This is a genomic window from Amycolatopsis sp. NPDC049252, assembly GCF_043197175.1.
Lineage (GTDB): Bacteria > Actinomycetota > Actinomycetes > Mycobacteriales > Pseudonocardiaceae > Amycolatopsis.
Window position 1 is genome coordinate 94,409 of sequence record NZ_JBICSQ010000002.1, and the last position, 15,373, is coordinate 109,781.

A 15,373-nucleotide genomic window follows, 5' to 3' on the forward strand; every position below is an offset into this window, starting at 1 on the left:
GTGTGTAACAAGAGCTAAGATCGACGCGAGTTTCCTCGTACCTGCGCTTCGCGTTGCGAGGGGGTGCCGGATGTCCACCCGACCCAGCTGGGGCTCCGCCATCGTCATCGGGCTGGCGGGCTTCGCCACCGGACTGCTCGTGGCCGCGCTGCTCGTCGCGGGTCGGCCGACCGTCAAGTCGCCGCAGGTCAGCGGCCCGCCACCGACTCCTTCGACCACCGTGGTACCGGTCACCGTGACGGCCCCGGCACCCCCGGCCGCGACGGTGACCGACGTCGAAACCTCGCCGCCGGTCACCTCGACCACGGTCGTGCAGGTGACGGTCTCGCCGCCCGCGCCGACGTCCACGCCGACCCCGACGTCGACCTCACTGGTGGCCACCAGCGCGGACTGACTAGCCGACGTCGCGGCGCCGCCAGCCGGCCAGCCCCGCGCCCAGCGCGACGGCCGTGACCACGAGGAGCCAGACGAGCGGTGTCGCCACGAACGCGTGGCCCGGGATCTTCGGCGGGTGCTGGAACGGCGAGACGTCCAGCGCGCCCTGCGGCAGGTCGAGGATCGGGCCGAGCAGGCTGATCAGCAGCGCCAAGGCGCCGACGCCCCAGGCCGCGGCCGAGTAGGCCGGCAGCAGCCCGAAGATCGTCACCGCCAGCGCGATCACCACCCACGTCGCGGGCAGCTGGACGAGCATCCCGCTCAGCATGTCGCCGACCGAGCCGCCGACGTCGTGGGTGCGCAGGCCGTTGGCCAGCCCCAGGAAGAGGCCGCCGGCCAGCAGGAGCAGCGCCGTGCCGAAGAAGGCGAACAGCAGGTGGCCGCCTGCCCAGCGCAGCCGGCCGACGCTGGTCGCCAGCACCGGTTCGAGCCGGATCGCTGTCTCCTCGCCTCGCATCCGCAGCACCGCCTGGATGCCGTACAGCGACGCGACCATGGCGAACATGCCGGCCATCGTGGCGAGGAACGCCTGCGTGAGGCTGTGCGCGCCGCCGAGCCGTTCCATGATCTGCAGCGCCTGCGGGCTCGAGCCGACCAGGCCGCCGATGCCGCTGGCGATCGAGCCGAACACCGCGCCGACCACGGCCATCCCGATGGTCCAGCCGAGCAGCGGGCCGCGGTGCAGCCGCCACGCCAGCGCCAGCGGGGACCGCAGGCTCGCGGCCGCGCGCGGCGGGCCCGGGCGCGGCGGCAGGAAGCCGACCCCGACGTCACGGCGGGGCAGCAGCCAGTAGGCCACCGCGCCGACCACCAGGGTCAGCGCCACCGGCAGCAGCAGCACCCACCAGCGTTCGACGGCGAACGCGCGGATCTGCTGCACCCAGCCGATCGGCGAAAGCCACGACAGCCAGCGAGCGTCCACAGTGGAGTCACCGGCGCCGCGCAGCAGGAACGCGGCGCCGACCACGGCCGTGCCGATCCCGTTGGCCGTGCGCGAGTACTCCGCGAGCTGGACGGCGACCGCCGCGACGGCGGTGAACACCAGCCCGGCCAGCGCGATCGACGCGCCGAAGGCGAGCGAACCGGCCGAAGGCAGGCCCGCGCCGACCATCGAGCCGACCTGGATCAGCCCGATCAGCACGCTCGCCCCGGCGGACACCAGCACGCCGGCGGTCAACGCCGCGTACCGGCCGACGACCGCGGCCGCGAGCAGCTCGGCCCGCCCGGAGTCCTCCTCGGCGCGGGTGTGCCGCGTGACGGTGAAGACCGCCATCAGCCCGATCAGCAGGGCCAGGAACCCGCACATGCGCCAGGCGATGAACCCGCCGGCGGTGGTCAGGTCGAACGGCGGGCCGTAGAGCAGCGCGTACGACGGGTTGGCGGTCGCGCCCGCCTGCAGCCCGGCCCGGTCGGCGGCCGTCGGGTAGAACTGCGCGAACGTCTTGACGGTGCTGGCCGGGACGATGCTGAGCAGCACGATCCAGATCGGCAGGATCACGCGGTCGCGGCGCAGCGCGAGGCGCGTCAGGTGCCAGGTGCCGGCCAGTTCGTGCGCGGGCGCGGCCTCGGCTTCACGGGAGAGGGTCGCGGTCATTTCGCGCTCGCCTCGGTGGTGTAGTGCCGCAGGAACAGCTCTTCCAGCGTCGGCGGCTGGCTGACCAGGCTCCGCACGCCGACCTGGGTCAGCCGGCGCAGCGCTTCGTCGAGCGAGCGGGTTTCGACGTCGAACCGGACGCGGTTGCCGTCGACCTTCAGGTCGTGGATGTTCTCCAGCTTCGCCAGCCCGTTGGGCGGTCCGGCCAGCTCGGCGGTGATCGACGTCCGGGTCAGGTGCCGCAGCTCGGCGAGGGTGCCCGACTCGACGGTGCGGCCGTTGCGGATGATGCTCACCTTGTCGCACAGCGCCTCGACCTCGGCAAGGATGTGGCTGGAGAGCAGCACGGTGCGGCCCTGTTCGCGCTCCTCCTGGATGGCGTACTGGAACGTCGCCTCCATCAGCGGGTCGAGGCCGGACGTCGGCTCGTCGAGGATCAGCAGGTCGACCCGCGACGCGAGCGCGGCGACGATGGCCACCTTCTGCCGGTTGCCCTTCGAGTACGTCCGCCCCTTCTTCTTCGGGTCGAGGTCGAACCGCTCGATCAGCTCGGCGCGGCGCTTCTCGTCGAGCCCGCCGCGCAGCCGGCCGAGCAGGTCGATCACCTCGCCGCCGGAGAGGTTGGGCCAGAGGTTGACGTCGCCGGGCACGTAGGCCAGGCGGCGGTGCAGGCTCGCCGCGTCCTTCCAGGGGTCGCCGCCGAGCAGGCGGACGTCCCCCGAATCCGCGTGCAGCAGGCCGAGCAGGACCCGGACGGTGGTCGACTTCCCGGCGCCGTTCGGGCCGAGGAAACCGTGTACTTCCCCAGTAGGTACCTGCAGATCGAGGCCGTCCAAGGCCTTGGTCCGGCCGAACGACTTGTGCAAGCCGGAGATCGCGATGGCATTTTCCATGCTTCGGAAGCTACACTGATTTCACGAAGTTGTGAAGTTAAGAAAATGTCTGGATGGAGTGATCTTGCCGGACCGGTACGGGAGGATGGGCCGATGACGACGCCTGACACGAAGAGGGATGAAGACGCCGTCCGCCGGTACGTCGAGAGCCTCGCGCTCGTGCTTTCGCAGATCGGGATGCAGCGCATGTCCGCGCGGGTGTTCGCGGCCCTGATGACCACCGACGAAGGCCGGCTGACCGCGGCCGACCTGGCCTCGCAGCTGTCGGTCAGCCCGGCGGCCGTCTCCGGCGCCGTGCGGTTCCTGGAGCAGGTCGGCCTGGTCGCCAAGGAGCGCGAGCCCGGCGAGCGCCGCGACCACTACCGCCTCTTCGACGACCTCTGGTACGCCACGTTCCTCAAGCGCGACCGCATGATCATCATGTGGCGCGACGCCGCCGAGAACGGCATCGAAGCCCTCGGTGAGGGTTCGCCGGCCGGCGAACGGCTCGCCGAGATGCGGGACTTCCTGTCGTTCATGCTCGAGGAGCTCAACGGCATGTACGAGCGCTGGCACAAGTTCCGCGACGCGAAGAACAGCGCCAGCTAACGTCGAGGCGTGCTCATCCTTCTCGCCGCTCAAGCCCTGTACGTCAAGCGGACGACACCGCGGCTGCCCGGGGCCGCCGGGCCCGCCGAGGGTCTCGTCGACGGCGCCGGCGAGCCCGTCCGGCTGGCCGTCCTCGGCGAATCCACTGTGGACGGCGTCGGCGCGGCCACCCACGACGAGGCGCTGACCGGCTGCCTCGCCCGTGAACTCGCGAAGGACGGCCGGGCCGTGCGCTGGCAGGCGGTCGGCCGGACCGGGGCCAACGCCCGGACCGTCCGCGCCGAGCTGGCGCCGGAAGTGCGGCCGGCCGATCTCGTCGTGATCGCCCTCGGCGTCAACGACACGATCGAGCTGCGGACCGCCGCGGGCTACCGCCGGGACCTACTGGCCCTGGTCGTCGACCTGCGACGCCGCCTCGGCCCGGTGGACGTCGTCCTCGCCGGGGTGCCGCCGATGTCCCGGTTCCCGGCACTCCCGCGGCCGCTGCGGGACGTCCTCGCGGCCCGGTCCACCGCGCTCGACGCGGCGGCCGCCGCCGTGGCGCGGGTTCCCGGCGTCACCCACGTGCCGATGGCGCCCGACCTCCTCGACCCCGCGGCCTTCGCCTCGGACCGCTTCCACCCCGGGCCGGCGGGCTACGCGCGCTGGGCGCAAACGCTTGCCACCGCACTCTCGGTGATCAAGTAGCCGCATTCCGTCAAGCTTCGAAAAAACTTCGGCATTCGTGTATCTGGGGGTCCCCCCACCGCGTCCTGTGGGGCAGCCAAGCACGGAGATCGGATCGGGCAGGGGGTTGCCGGGTTCGGAGGAAAACGCGGTGGCCGGGAGCCGAGGGGGCCCCCGGACGCCGTCGGCCGGGTGCCCTTCGGGGGAGGGGTCATCCGGCGGGGTCCGTTGGGGAGCGGGCCCGTGAGGGAGGGGAGTACCGGTCGGCGCGGGTGCGCGTCGGCCGGTACCTCCCACGAAGCCGTTGACCGAGAGCGACCGACGAAGTAAGAGAATTGATGTATCCCAGATCCTCCTGCACGCTCCTTCCCCCCGAAGGACCCGCGATACTGCCGAAGCCGACTCGAAGACGTTTGCGAAGAGGGGCAGATACGGTGACCGACGTGCAAACCGCAGAGGTTGATCCTCCTTGGGAGGGCCTGACCGGCGCCGAGCTGCATGCCGCCTGCATGCACGCGGCGAGAGAAGGCGACCGCCAGGCGATGGCCCGCCTGGTCGACGAGCTCACCCCGCTCGTCTGGCACGTCGCCAGGGCGAACGGCCTCGACCGGTCGGTCGCCGAGGACGTGGTCCAGACGGTGTGGCTCGCCCTCTTCAGCCAGCTCGGAAAGCTGCGTGATCCCAAGGCTCTCGCCGCCTGGTTGATCACCACGACCCGGCGCGAGGCGACGCACCCCCACGGCCGCCGCATGCAACCCGTCCCGCTGAGCGACGAGGTGGCCGAAGCCATGCCCAGCACCCAACCGGCTCCCGAAGACGAAGCCGTCCGCGCCGACCGCGATCGCCGGGTCTGGCGCGCCTTCGTCCGGCTGCCCAACCGCTGTCAGGAGTTGCTCCGGCTGACCGTTCTCGCGGGCCGCGCGGAGTACCAGCTCGTCGCCGAAGCGTTGCGGATGCCGCGCGGCAGCGTCGGACCGACCAGAGGGCGCTGCCTCGACCAGATGCGCGATCTCCTCGCCAGTGAAGGGGGCAGCCGATGAACGAAGTCGGGGCACCGGGAGGCACGGCCTCCGCGGACGACGAAATCCTGCTGGCCGACATCGGCCGCCTGCTCGACGAGCTCGATCCGGTGCCGGACGACCTGGTGCAGCGGGTCCAGTTCGCGCTCGCGCTGGAGGACCTCGACGTCGAGGTCGCCCGCTGGGAACGGCTCGACAACCTGGCCGGCGTGCGCGGCAGCGGCACCGGCACGATCACCTTCACCGTCAGCGACCTGACCGTGATGATCAACCTGACCAAGATCGGCAAGCAGCACCGCATCGACGGCTGGCTGGTGCCGGCCGGCCAGTACGGCGTCGAGGTGCGCGTCGCCGAGCACGGGACGACGTCCACGACCGCCGACGAAGGCGGCCGGTTCGTGCTCGACAACGTGCCCCGCGGGACCACGCAGATCCTGGTGCACCTCGGTGACGTGACGTGCCGCCGGACCGTCGTCACGCCGACCGTGGTGCTCTAGCGGTCAGCCGAGGAAGTCGGCGAGGGGGACGGGGGTGAGCCCGTCCTTCTTCGCCTGCTCGACGAACGCCGTGTAGTCCTCTTTGAAGGTCTTCCGGAAGTGCATCAGCACGATGTCGCCCGGCTTGAGCTTGTCGCCGGCCTGGAACTGGACGTGCCCGTCGTTGACCGCGGCCGTCCACAGCACCGCGACGCGCATCCCGCACGCGGCCGCCGCGCGCAGCGTGGTGTGGTCGTAGTTGCCGAACGGCGGCCGGAACAGCGACGGCCGCACGCCGAGGCTCTTCTGGAAGTCGTCGGCGTCGTCGCAGATCTCCTTGCGCTGGAACTCGAACGGCTTGCCCTTGAGGTTCGGGTGGTCGACCGTGTGGTCGCCGAGCGTCGCGCCGGTCGCGTCGAGGATCTGCTTGAAGTAGGCCTCGTGGCCCTTCACGTACTTCTGGTTCAGGAACAGCACCGGGTGCGTGCCGGACTGCTGCATCAGCTTGAGCGCGTCCGGGTCCTTGACCGCGCCGTCGTCCATCGTGAGGAAGACGTACGGCTTGTCGGTGGTGATCCTGCGGACGACCTGGACCTCGCCGTTCGCGGCGGCGGGCGCCTTCTGCTGCACGGTGCCGAACGCGTAGGGCGCCGCGGGCGTCGAACCGGGCCCGCCACCGGGAGCCGGGTTCGGCTGGCTGGGTTCGGGTGGCGCCGGCTGGGCGCTCGAACACGCCGTGAGCGCCGAGAGCACTACAGCCGCCGCGGCCACCGCCGCTGTCACTCTTCCGTGTCGCTTCTTGCGGAACATTCCCACGCCCCCCTTTCGAAGGGTAGTCGATGACTACCCGAAAGAGTGACGTTGGAGTGGGGTGTGAAGTTGCGTCAAACGATCTTGTGTGGCCTGACGCACCCAGGTCAGTGCCCGGTTTCGGCCGCCTTGACCAGCTTCGCCGAGAACAGCTTGATGGCGCTCTTGAGCCCGGCGGCCAGGATCGGGCCGCTGCCGCGCACGGGCTCGGTGAACGAGCCGGTCCAGCGCAGGTGTGTGCCGCCGTCGACGGTCGGGGTGAAGAACACCTCGGCCCGGTAGTCCTTGATCGGGTTGGCCCCGAAGAACGTGTAGACGTGCCGGTGGTCCTGCTCGTACTCGACCGTCTCCTCCTTGATCAGCACCGGCCACAGGCCGACCGCGCGAACGGCGCCGACACCGTTCGGCTCCTCGGTGCCCTGTCGCACCCAGCCGGCCTGGATGATCAGTGGCTTTCCCCACTCCGCCCAGCGCGGGCCGTCGGCTTCCCGCGCGAACAACGCCGACGGCGGCGCGGTGCTCGTGCGGTTGACCTCGAAGGAGTACTTGCGGCCCACCGGAACCTCCCACGTTGTTGACAGGTTGATAATTAAGCGCTTCCGGCAGCGTAGGTCAAGATGGGGGCGTGAGCACCCCGCGCCCCGACATCGCCGCGCCGCACTGGCTGGTCCAGCTGTTGCGGAGCAAGCCGGTCCCGGTGCCCTGGAACATGGTCGCCCGGGCCGTGATCGCGCTCGCCGTCCCGCTGGCCGTGGGTTACGCGGCGGGCGACATCGCCGTGGGCGCCCTGATCTCGACCGGTGCCCTGCCCGCCGTCCTGTCCGAGTCGGCGGGCCCGTACCGCTACCGCGCGCGACGCCGCGGCGGCGCGACGCTCGCCGCGACCGCCGGCTACGTCGTCGGCCTGCTCACCGGCGGCACGCCCGCGCTGTCCGTGCCCGCGGTGATCCTGGTCGCCGCGGTGTCCGCGCTGATCAGCGCGGCCGGCAGCAACGCCTCGGTCGCCGGGCTGCAGATGTTCGTGTTCTGCGTGCTCGGCACCGGCCAGCACGCGACCGGCGTGCGCGTCGAGATCCTGCTGGGCTGCTTCTGCATCGGCGCCGTCTGGAGCATGCTGGTCGCGCTCGTCACCTGGACGGTCCGCGCGACCAGCGCCGAACGCAGCGCCGTCGCGCACGTCTACGTCGAGCTGGCCGCGATGCTCTCGGCGGACGACGAGGCCGTCTCGCGGGTGGCCCGCCACCGGCTGACCACGGCCATGAACACCGCCTACGACCAGCTGCTCACCGCGCGCTCGTGGCTGTCCGGCCGCGACGCCGCCTACCGCCGGCTGCTCAACCTGCTCTCGGCGACGACACCCGCGGTCGAGGCGTCGGTGGCGATCGTCAACGCCGGGCGTCGCGTGTCCGGCGAGGTCATCGACCACTTCGTCGCGCTGTCGGCCGCGGTGCTGGCGAGCCAGCCGCTGCCCGAGCCGCCGCCGGAACCGGACGACGACGCCGACCCGCTGCTGGCCGCCCTGTACGCCGGCCTGGTCCGGATCGGGAAGGGTGACGACCGGAAACGCCGGGAGCGGACGCCCTGGTACCGGCGCCTGCGCACGTGGGCGGGCTCGCTCGCGTCCGGCCCGCTGACCTGGATCGCCGCGGCCCGGCTGACGCTGTGCGTCGCGATCGCCGAGGTCGTCGGGCTGCTCGTGCCGCTGGAACGCTCGTACTGGATCACCCTGACCGTGGGGATCGTGCTCAAGCCGGACTTCGGCTCGGTCTTCGGCCGCGCGGTGCTGCGCGGGATCGGCACGGTCGCCGGCGTCGGGATCGGTGCCGTGGTGCTCGCCGCGGGCGGCCGCGGCTGGATCCTGGTGGCGCTGATCGCGATCTTCGCCGGCGGCGTCGCGGTCGGGAAGGTGCGCAACTACGGCATCCTCAGCGCGTTCGTGACGCCGTTGATCATCCTGCAGATGGACCTGGCGAACACCGGGAGCTGGGACGTCGTCGTCGCGCGGCTGGTCGACACGGTGCTGGGCTGCGTGATCGTCCTGGTCTTCGGTTACCTGCTGTGGCCCGGCAGCCGTCGTCCCCAGGTCGGCGGCCGGCTGGCCGACGGGCTGGACGCCGTCGCGAAGTACGTCGAGCACGCCCTGGTCGAGTCGTCGTCGGGGGACGCGCGGCTGGCGCGGTCCCGGGCCCGGCGCGGTGCCTACCGGTCGCTGGCCGACCTGCGGACGGCGTTCCAGCAGGTGGTCGTCGAGCCGTCGGCCAACGGCCGCCAGGCGGTGGCGTGGTGGCCGGTCATCGCCGCGCAGGAACGGGTCGCCGACGCCGTGACGGAGGTCGGCGTGACGATCGGGCGCGGGGTGACACCACCGGCCCCGGCCGACGTCGAGCTGATCACCGCCGCGCTCGACGAGCTGGCGTCGTCGATCCGCGAGCAGCGGACGCCGGAATCGGTGCCGCTGCCCGACAGCGAGCAGCTGGCCGGGGTGGTCGACCAGCTCGAGTCGGCGTTCGACGCGGTCCGCGGGCCGGACCTGGTCGAACACACGCCGTTGCGGCTGGTCAGGCGGTTTCTGCCCGAGCACAGGCGTACCTGACGCGAGTGCTGTTCAATGCACCCATGGGAATCGACTTCGACGCGTTGAAGGGCAAGGCCGAAGAGGCCCTGCGCGAGCACAACGACAAGATCGAGCAGGGGCTCGACAAGGCGGCCGACTTCGCGAAGTCGAAGTTCGCCGGCCACGACTCGCAGATCGACGGCGGCGTCGAGAAGGCGAAGGACTTCCTCAACAAGTTCGACGACACGCCGGACAACCCGCCGCCCGCCCCGCCGGCCCAGTAGGTTCCCAAGTCCGTGAAGGCCACATCGAGGGACTCCGAGTCCCTCGATGTGGCCTTCACGGACTACTGGACCTCGCCGGTCGCGATCCCGTCCGAGAGGCCGGTGATCCGGCCGCCGCGCTCGCCGAGCGCGATCAGGCCGTCGCGGGCGTCCGGAGCGGACAGGCTGATCCGGACGCCCGCCCGCTCGACGTCCAGGCTGGCCGCAAGCGCTTGCGCGCCTTCGTGTCCCGCGTTGATCGTCGCCGCCAGGCCGCCGGTCGACGCCAGCGAGCCGCGCGCGGCGCCCAGCCGGCCGAGTGCTTCGTCGACGATCGGGAGCAGCGCGTCCCGGTTGCCTTCGGTCATCGCGCGCACGAGGTGCGGGTTCGACCCCGCGACCCGCGTCCCGTCGCGGTAGGAGCCGGCCGCGAGCGACATCGCCAGCGGGCCGCCCTCGGCGCCGATGGTGGCGAGGATCGCGGCGAACAGGTGCGGCAGGTGCGAGATCCGCGCGACGGCCTCGTCGTGCGACTCCGCGGGCAGCGGCACGACGTGCGCGCCGAGGTCGAGCACCAGCTGCGCCACCTCGGCCCAGGCTTCGAGGTCCGTGTCCTCTTCGACGGCGACCACCCAGGCGGCGCCGCGGAACAGCGAAGCGTCGCTGGCCAGCCAGCCCGAATGCGACGTCCCGGCCATCGGGTGCCCGCCGACGTACCGCGTGTACGGCACCCGGCGGCGGACGGCGTCGAGCACCGGCGCCTTCACGCTGGTGACGTCGGTGAGCAGGCAGTGCGAAGCGTGCTGGGCGACCAGGCGCAGCAGGTCCTCGACGGCCGGCAGCGGCACGGCCATGACCACCAGCGCGTCGTCCGCGGCCGCCCGGTGCAGCGCGGCCTCGACGTCGGTCGTGACGTCGAACCCCGCTCTGCTCGCCGCGTCGGCGTCCACTTCGGAAACCGCCGCTCCCCACGCCGTGCGGCCGCTCGCGGCCGCCGCGCGCAGCAACGACCCGCCGATCAGCCCGAGCCCGATCACGCATACGTCTCGCACGGGGTTCATCCTGCCAGTGCGGAAGGCATCCCGGGCTACAGCGCGGCCGCGAGCCGCGTTCCCTGGTCGATCGCGCGTTTCGCGTCGAGTTCGGCGGCGACGTCGGCCCCGCCGATCACGTGCACCGGCCGCCCCGAGGCCGTCAGCTCGTCGGCCAGGTCCCGCACCGGCTCCTGACCGGCGCAGACGACGACGGTGTCGACCTCCAGCAGCCGCGCCCGGCCGTCGACGGTGATGTGCAGGCCGGCGTCGTCGATCCGGTCGTAGGTGACGCCGGGAATCCGTTCGACGCCCTTCGCCTTCAGCGCGGCCCGGTGCACCCAGCCGGACGTCTTGCCGAGCCCGGCGCCGATCCCGGACTTCTTGCGCTGCAGCAGGTAGACCTGCCGCGGCGACGGCTCGGGCTTCGGCTCGGCGAGCCCGCCGGGCGCCTGTTCGGGATCGGTGACACCCCACTCGGCCATCCACGCGTCGAGGTCCAGCGCGGGGGAGTCCGTGTGCGTCAGGAACTCGCTGACGTCGACGCCGATCCCGCCGGCGCCGATCACCGCGACCCGGTCACCGACCGGCTTGCCGTGCCGGACGACGTCCACGTACGACAGCACCTTCGGGTGGTCGATGCCGGGCAGCGACGGCACCCGCGGCGCGACGCCGGTGGCCACGACGACCTCGTCGAAGTCCGCCAGCTCCGCCGCGGTGACGCGGGTGCCGAGGTGCAGCTTCACGCCGGTCACCTCGAGCCGCCGCCGGTAGTAGCGGATCGTCTCGGCGAACTCCTCCTTGCCGGGGATCTTCCGCGCGATGCCGAACTGGCCGCCGATCTCGTCGTCCGCTTCGAACAGTTCGACGCGGTGGCCGCGCTCGGCGAGCGCGGTGGCGGACGACAGCCCGGCGGGCCCGGCGCCGACGACGGCGACGTGCTTCGAGCGGCGGGCCGGAGCCAGCGTCAACGTCGTCTCGTGGCCGGCGCGCGGATTCACCATGCAGGACACCAGCTTGCGCTTGAACGCGTGGTCGAGACAGGCCTGGTTGCAGGCGATGCAGGTGTTGATCTCGTCCTCGCGCCCGCTCTCGGCCTTCCGGATCCACTCGGGATCGGCGAGGAACGGCCGGGCCATCGACACGAGGTCGGCGTCGCCGCTCGCCAGGGCCTCCTCGGCCACCTGCGGCATGTTGATCCGGTTCGACGTCACCACCGGGATCCCGACGTGCGGCTTGAGCTTCCCGGTGACCCAGGTGAACGCGGCGCGCGGCACCGACGTGACGATCGTCGGCACCCGGGCCTCGTGCCAGCCGATGCCGGTGTTGATGATCGTCGCCCCGGCGGCCTCGACGTCCTTCGCGAGCGCGACGACGTCCTCCCAGCGCTGGCCGCCCGGCACGAGGTCGAGCATGGAGAGCCGGTAGATGATGATGAAGTCGTCGCCGACCTTCTCGCGTGTCCGCCGCACGATTTCGACGGCGAACCGGCGGCGGTTCTCCGGGCTGCCACCCCAGGCGTCGGTGCGTTTGTTGGTGCGCTCGGCCAGGAACTGGTTGATCAGGTAACCCTCGGACCCCATGATCTCGACGCCGTCGTAACCCGCTTCGCGGGCGAGAGCCGCACAGTCGGCGAAGGCGCGGATCTGCTGGTGCACGCCGTAACCGGTCAGCGCCCGTGGCCGGAACGGGTTGATCGGCGCCTTGCGGCTCGACGCGGACACGCTCAGCGGGTGGTAGGCGTAGCGGCCCGCGTGCAGGATCTGCAGCGCGATCTTGCCGCCCGCCTCGTGCACCGGCGCGGTGAGCTGCCGGTGCTGCCGCGCCTCGGCGGACGTCGTCAGCTTCGACGCGAGCGGCAGCAGCCAGCCGGTGCGGTTCGGCGCGAACCCGCCGGTGACGATCAGCCCGACGCCGCCGCGGGCGCGCTCGGCGTAGTACTCGGCCAGCTCGGGGAAGTGCGCGGCCCGGTCCTCGAGTCCGGTGTGCATCGAGCCCATGAGCACGCGGTTGCGCAGGGTCGTGAAGCCGAGATCCAGCGGGGCCAGCAAGTTCGGGTAGGGGCTCATCAGGCGTCCTTCTCGTGGTGGAGAGCGGCGAGCACTTCGTCGAACCACTCGACCTGGCCCTCCTCGACGCGGATGCCGCCGCGCAGGACCAGGTACTGGTGCAGGTGCCGGCCTTCGAGACCGGCCGGGGCGGGGAAGTCGCGCTTCTCGATCTGCCGGTAGACGTCGAGGCGCTCGGCGTGCGCCGCGCGGTGCCGGACGATCTCGGCCGCGACGGCGCCGGGATCGCCGAAGGTGGCGCCGCGGATCTTCACCGCGAGTTCGACCGGCCCGGCCGACGGGTCCGGCTCGGCGAGCCAGCGGACGAGTTCGGCGCGTCCGCCTTCGCTGACCGTGTAGACCTTCTTGTCCGGCCGCCCCGACTGCGTGACGACGTCGACGCCCACCCAGGCGGCCTCTTCCATCCGCTTCAGCACGCGGTAGATCTGCTGGTGGGTGGCGCTCCAGAAGAGCCCGATCGACTTCTCGAAGCGGCGCGTGAGCTCGTAGCCCGAGCCGGCGCGCTCGGACAGCGAAACGAGGATCGCGTGCTCCAGGGCCATGCTCCGAGAGTGCTATGCAACTAGGTGCAGTGCAACGAGGCGCGCATCACTTCACCCTGCCGAGTGACGCAAAACGGGTCGACGAATCGGCGTAAAAGACCAGGATGGGAGGAGTGCACCCGGTACTCGAACTGATCTCCGAACGGATGGCGACCGGCAGTGTCCCGGGCGAACGCACGGACGGCCGGCGCCTCGCGCTGGCCATCGAAGGCGGGAGCAGCCGTGGCACCTATTCGAGCGGCATGGTCCTGGCGTTGGACGAACTGGGGATCACGCCCGCGTTCGACGCCGTCTACGGCTCGTCGGCCGGCGCGCTGAACGGCGCCTGGCTGCTCTGCGGCCGCTCGTCGACGGGGGTGCGGACCTGGTGGAACCCGGTGGTCATGCGCCGGATCATCAACCCGCTGCACACCCTGCGCGGCCGCGCGGTGATCGACCTCGAGTACCTCGTCCACCAGGTCTATTCGGTGCTGGAGCCGATGGACTTCCCGGCGATCCTGGCCAACCCGGTGACGTTCCACCCGCTGGCCACCGACGCCGACACCGGCGAGTCCACCGACCTGCACCCGTTCATCGACGACGTCGACGCGGTCAAGGTCTCGCTCGCCGCGTCGTCCTGCATGCCGGTGCTGGCCGGGCCGCCGATCCCGATGGCCGGGCGCCGGTTCGTCGACGCCGGGGTGGCCGAGCCGATCCCGTTCCGCACCGCGCTCGCCCAGAACTCGACCGATGTCCTGGTGCTGCGCACCCGCCGCGCCGACGAGCTGCCGCTGCGGCCGCCGCGGGTGCAGGACGTCGTCGTGCCGCGGTTCCTGCGCCGCCAGGCGCCGGGCACGATCGCCGCCTGGCACGACACCTACCGCCGGGACGTCGAAGACGAGGAGATCCTCGCGAGCGACCCGCGCATCCTCAGCGTCCGGCCGCCGATGGGCTCGCCGGACGTGGCGGTGCTGGAACGTGATCCCGAAGTCCTGCGCAAAGCCGTGGACCTGGGCAAGAGCGCCGTCCTCGACGTGCTGGAAGGGCTGCGCGAAGCGTCCTAGACGCGCACGGCGTGGTTCGCGCGCGACTGGACGACCAGCCGCTGCGTGCCCAGCGAGACGGCCAGGTACAGCAGGATCGACGCGGTGCCCAGGCCCTTCGCGCTGCTGTCGATCAGCGCGTCGAGTCCGATGTGGACACCGATGCCGGCCAGCCACAGCACGATCGTGAGCCAGGTGCCCTGGCGGAACAGCTGCCCGTCCTGGCGCCAGAGCCGCACGGTGTACCCGCGGACGACCCCGAACCCCGCGGCCAGCACCAGGCTGCCGACGAGCAGGCCGATCACCGGGCCCGACGACGTCGCGTTCTTGAAGAAGGTGCTCAGCTGGAGCACCCCGAGCACCAGCAGGATCAGCAGCACGGCCGGCCTGCGGTCCTCCCGGACCGGGCGCTTCTGCGTCTGGCGCCACAGGATCCAGGCCACGACGACGAGTCCGACGAGGACGTTGACCGAGCTGTTCACGAGCGTTCCCTTCCGCGGTGCGTGCGCACCACGGTGCTCGCGCCGGCGCCCCGGAGCGTCAACCCGGGGGTGGAAGCCAGGTGGATCAGGGCTTGCGGGCGATGCCGCCGATCACCCGCGACTCGGACGGCGACGCGGCGAACACGGTGTGGGCGTCCGGGTGCCACGCCGGCGCGTAGACGAGCCCGGGCGCCAGCATCGGCCAGTCGCCGAAGAAGCGTTCGAACTCGGCCATCGGGCGCAGGAAACCCGGGTTGGTCGTGGTCTCGTAGTACTCGAGCAGGTCGATCAGCGCCTGCCGCTCGTCGTCGTTGACCGGGTTCTCGTTGGTCATCTGCGACAGCACCAGCAGCGATCCGGGGGCGAGCTTCCGGCGGTAGAAGGCGAGCAGCCGGTCGGGGTTCTGGTCGTCCTTGATGAAGTGCATGACGGCGTTGATCACCAGCGCCACCGGCTCGCGCACGTTGATGATGCCCGAAGCGGTCACGCGGTCCCAGAGGTCCTCGGGCTGCAGGAAGTCCGCGGCGATCGCGTGGTGGCGTCCGGGGTCGGCGGTGTCGGCGAGCAGCAGTGTCGAGTGCGCGAGGGCGATCGGCTCGTTGTCGATGTAGAGCACGCGCGTGTCGAGCTCTTCGCGCGTCTCGTCGGCGACTTCGTGGACGTTGCCCGCCGTCGGCAGGCCGGAGCCGATGTCGACGAACTGCCGGATCCCGGCGCGCACGCACTCGCGCACGGCGCGGCCGAGGAACTGCCGGCTGGTCAGGCAGTAGTCGCCCATGAGCGGCAGCCGCGCGCGGACCTTCTCGGCGAACGCGCGATCGATCGCGTAGTTCGTGTTCCCGCCGATGAAGTAGTCGTAGATCCGGGCCGCCGACGGCCGGTCGAGGCTGCTTTCGACGGCCTTGAGCGCGTCGTCGTGGTTGATCATG

Annotated in this window: 17 protein-coding genes; 8 read left to right on the top strand and 9 right to left on the bottom strand. The window is 71.5% G+C overall.

Going from position 1 to position 15,373, the window contains the following annotated elements; translation table 11 throughout:
• The first annotated feature begins 70 nt into the window (after window positions 1-70).
• Window positions 71-394: a hypothetical protein gene (locus ACGFMK_RS03235; RefSeq protein WP_392757978.1), complete on the top strand. Its 324-nt coding sequence runs from the start codon at window positions 71-73 to the stop codon at window positions 392-394.
• Here ACGFMK_RS03235 and ACGFMK_RS03240 read toward each other — a convergent pair whose 3' ends face one another.
• Both ACGFMK_RS03240 and ACGFMK_RS03245 read right to left on the bottom strand, forming a co-directional pair.
• On the bottom strand, window positions 395-2,029 hold the full coding sequence (locus ACGFMK_RS03240) for an ABC transporter permease (RefSeq protein WP_392757980.1): 1,635 nt from the start codon (window positions 2,027-2,029) through the stop codon (window positions 395-397).
• Entirely contained in the window at window positions 2,026-2,922 is an 897-nt protein-coding gene (locus ACGFMK_RS03245; RefSeq protein ID WP_392757983.1) for an ATP-binding cassette domain-containing protein, read from the bottom strand. The genes ACGFMK_RS03240 and ACGFMK_RS03245 overlap by 4 nt, the downstream gene beginning before the upstream one ends.
• 93 nt (window positions 2,923-3,015) lie before the next feature.
• Between ACGFMK_RS03245 and ACGFMK_RS03250 the strand changes: the two genes are divergently transcribed.
• The 4 genes from ACGFMK_RS03250 to ACGFMK_RS03265 all read left to right on the top strand — a co-directional run bounded on the left by ACGFMK_RS03250 (window position 3,016) and on the right by ACGFMK_RS03265 (window position 5,692).
• Window positions 3,016-3,510 carry a GbsR/MarR family transcriptional regulator gene (locus tag ACGFMK_RS03250; RefSeq protein WP_392757986.1) on the top strand — a complete coding sequence of 165 codons (495 nt, stop codon included), beginning with the start codon at window positions 3,016-3,018 and terminating at the stop codon, window positions 3,508-3,510.
• 15 nt (window positions 3,511-3,525) lie between these two features.
• A complete protein-coding gene (locus tag ACGFMK_RS03255; protein WP_392758606.1) occupies window positions 3,526-4,197 on the top strand; it encodes an SGNH/GDSL hydrolase family protein in 672 nt (223 codons plus the stop codon).
• A 413-nt stretch (window positions 4,198-4,610) separates the two neighbouring features.
• Window positions 4,611-5,216, top strand: coding sequence for an RNA polymerase sigma factor (locus tag ACGFMK_RS03260; RefSeq protein ID WP_392757988.1), 606 nt, complete (start codon window positions 4,611-4,613; stop codon window positions 5,214-5,216).
• Window positions 5,213-5,692, top strand: coding sequence for a carboxypeptidase regulatory-like domain-containing protein (locus tag ACGFMK_RS03265; RefSeq protein WP_392757991.1), 480 nt, complete (start codon window positions 5,213-5,215; stop codon window positions 5,690-5,692). Before ACGFMK_RS03260 ends, ACGFMK_RS03265 begins: the two co-directional genes overlap by 4 nt.
• A gap of 3 nt (window positions 5,693-5,695) precedes the next feature.
• Here ACGFMK_RS03265 and ACGFMK_RS03270 read toward each other — a convergent pair whose 3' ends face one another.
• Together ACGFMK_RS03270 and ACGFMK_RS03275 are read right to left on the bottom strand one after the other, a co-directional pair.
• Complete coding sequence (locus ACGFMK_RS03270) at window positions 5,696-6,481, bottom strand: polysaccharide deacetylase family protein (RefSeq protein ID WP_392757995.1); 786 nt, start codon at window positions 6,479-6,481, stop codon at window positions 5,696-5,698.
• 107 nt (window positions 6,482-6,588) lie between these two features.
• Window positions 6,589-7,038, bottom strand: a complete 450-nt coding sequence (locus tag ACGFMK_RS03275; protein ID WP_392757998.1) for an SRPBCC family protein — start codon at window positions 7,036-7,038, stop codon at window positions 6,589-6,591.
• 68 nt (window positions 7,039-7,106) lie between these two features.
• Here ACGFMK_RS03275 and ACGFMK_RS03280 point away from each other — a divergent pair, with 68 nt between their 5' ends.
• Window positions 7,107-9,074 (top strand): FUSC family protein, encoded by a 1,968-nt coding sequence (locus ACGFMK_RS03280; protein ID WP_392758002.1) that lies wholly within the window; start codon window positions 7,107-7,109, stop codon window positions 9,072-9,074.
• A 23-nt stretch (window positions 9,075-9,097) separates the two neighbouring features.
• Window positions 9,098-9,319: an antitoxin gene (locus tag ACGFMK_RS03285; RefSeq protein WP_323329097.1), complete on the top strand. Its 222-nt coding sequence runs from the start codon at window positions 9,098-9,100 to the stop codon at window positions 9,317-9,319.
• Between the two features lie 62 nt (window positions 9,320-9,381).
• Here the strand turns inward: ACGFMK_RS03285 and ACGFMK_RS03290 are convergent, their stop codons facing one another.
• Genes ACGFMK_RS03290 through ACGFMK_RS03300 form a run of 3 tightly spaced genes read right to left on the bottom strand, consistent with a single transcriptional unit; the run spans window position 9,382 to window position 12,940 of the window.
• The gene (locus ACGFMK_RS03290; RefSeq protein WP_392758005.1) at window positions 9,382-10,359 is read right to left on the bottom strand and encodes a prephenate dehydrogenase; all 978 of its coding nucleotides are present in this window, start codon (window positions 10,357-10,359) and stop codon (window positions 9,382-9,384) included.
• A 26-nt stretch (window positions 10,360-10,385) separates the two neighbouring features.
• Window positions 10,386-12,398, bottom strand: a complete 2,013-nt coding sequence (locus tag ACGFMK_RS03295) for an FAD-dependent oxidoreductase (protein WP_392758007.1) — start codon at window positions 12,396-12,398, stop codon at window positions 10,386-10,388.
• A complete protein-coding gene (locus ACGFMK_RS03300; protein WP_392758013.1) occupies window positions 12,398-12,940 on the bottom strand; it encodes a PadR family transcriptional regulator in 543 nt (180 codons plus the stop codon). Before ACGFMK_RS03300 ends, ACGFMK_RS03295 begins: the two co-directional genes overlap by 1 nt.
• Window positions 12,941-13,044: 104 nt before the next feature.
• Between ACGFMK_RS03300 and ACGFMK_RS03305 the strand changes: the two genes are divergently transcribed.
• Window positions 13,045-13,983 carry a patatin family protein gene (locus tag ACGFMK_RS03305; protein WP_392758015.1) on the top strand — a complete coding sequence of 313 codons (939 nt, stop codon included), beginning with the start codon at window positions 13,045-13,047 and terminating at the stop codon, window positions 13,981-13,983.
• On the opposite strand, the gene ACGFMK_RS03310 is transcribed toward ACGFMK_RS03305, so the two are convergent.
• Together ACGFMK_RS03310 and ACGFMK_RS03315 are read right to left on the bottom strand one after the other, a co-directional pair.
• The gene (locus ACGFMK_RS03310) at window positions 13,980-14,444 is read right to left on the bottom strand and encodes a hypothetical protein (RefSeq protein WP_392758018.1); all 465 of its coding nucleotides are present in this window, start codon (window positions 14,442-14,444) and stop codon (window positions 13,980-13,982) included. The genes ACGFMK_RS03305 and ACGFMK_RS03310 overlap by 4 nt on opposite strands.
• Before the next feature lie 85 nt (window positions 14,445-14,529).
• On the bottom strand, window positions 14,530-15,372 hold the full coding sequence (locus ACGFMK_RS03315; RefSeq protein WP_392758020.1) for an SAM-dependent methyltransferase: 843 nt from the start codon (window positions 15,370-15,372) through the stop codon (window positions 14,530-14,532).
• Between the last annotated feature and the right edge of the window lies 1 nt (window position 15,373).

What these genes read in the sequence shown, in the direction of transcription:
- ACGFMK_RS03235 (WP_392757978.1), top strand. Translation starts at nt 71, where the DNA reads ATGTCCACCCGACCCAGCTGGGGCTCCGCCATCGTCATCGGGCTGGCG.
- ACGFMK_RS03240 (WP_392757980.1), bottom strand. Translation starts at nt 2,029, where the DNA reads ATGACCGCGACCCTCTCCCGTGAAGCCGAGGCCGCGCCCGCGCACGAA.
- ACGFMK_RS03245 (WP_392757983.1), bottom strand. Translation starts at nt 2,922, where the DNA reads ATGGAAAATGCCATCGCGATCTCCGGCTTGCACAAGTCGTTCGGCCGG.
- ACGFMK_RS03250 (WP_392757986.1), top strand. Translation starts at nt 3,016, where the DNA reads ATGACGACGCCTGACACGAAGAGGGATGAAGACGCCGTCCGCCGGTAC.
- ACGFMK_RS03265 (WP_392757991.1), top strand. Translation starts at nt 5,213, where the DNA reads ATGAACGAAGTCGGGGCACCGGGAGGCACGGCCTCCGCGGACGACGAA.
- ACGFMK_RS03270 (WP_392757995.1), bottom strand. Translation starts at nt 6,481, where the DNA reads ATGTTCCGCAAGAAGCGACACGGAAGAGTGACAGCGGCGGTGGCCGCG.
- ACGFMK_RS03285 (WP_323329097.1), top strand. Translation starts at nt 9,098, where the DNA reads ATGGGAATCGACTTCGACGCGTTGAAGGGCAAGGCCGAAGAGGCCCTG.
- ACGFMK_RS03290 (WP_392758005.1), bottom strand. Translation starts at nt 10,359, where the DNA reads ATGAACCCCGTGCGAGACGTATGCGTGATCGGGCTCGGGCTGATCGGC.
- ACGFMK_RS03295 (WP_392758007.1), bottom strand. Translation starts at nt 12,398, where the DNA reads ATGAGCCCCTACCCGAACTTGCTGGCCCCGCTGGATCTCGGCTTCACG.
- ACGFMK_RS03300 (WP_392758013.1), bottom strand. Translation starts at nt 12,940, where the DNA reads ATGGCCCTGGAGCACGCGATCCTCGTTTCGCTGTCCGAGCGCGCCGGC.
- ACGFMK_RS03305 (WP_392758015.1), top strand. Translation starts at nt 13,045, where the DNA reads ATGGGAGGAGTGCACCCGGTACTCGAACTGATCTCCGAACGGATGGCG.
- ACGFMK_RS03315 (WP_392758020.1), bottom strand. Translation starts at nt 15,372, where the DNA reads ATGATCAACCACGACGACGCGCTCAAGGCCGTCGAAAGCAGCCTCGAC.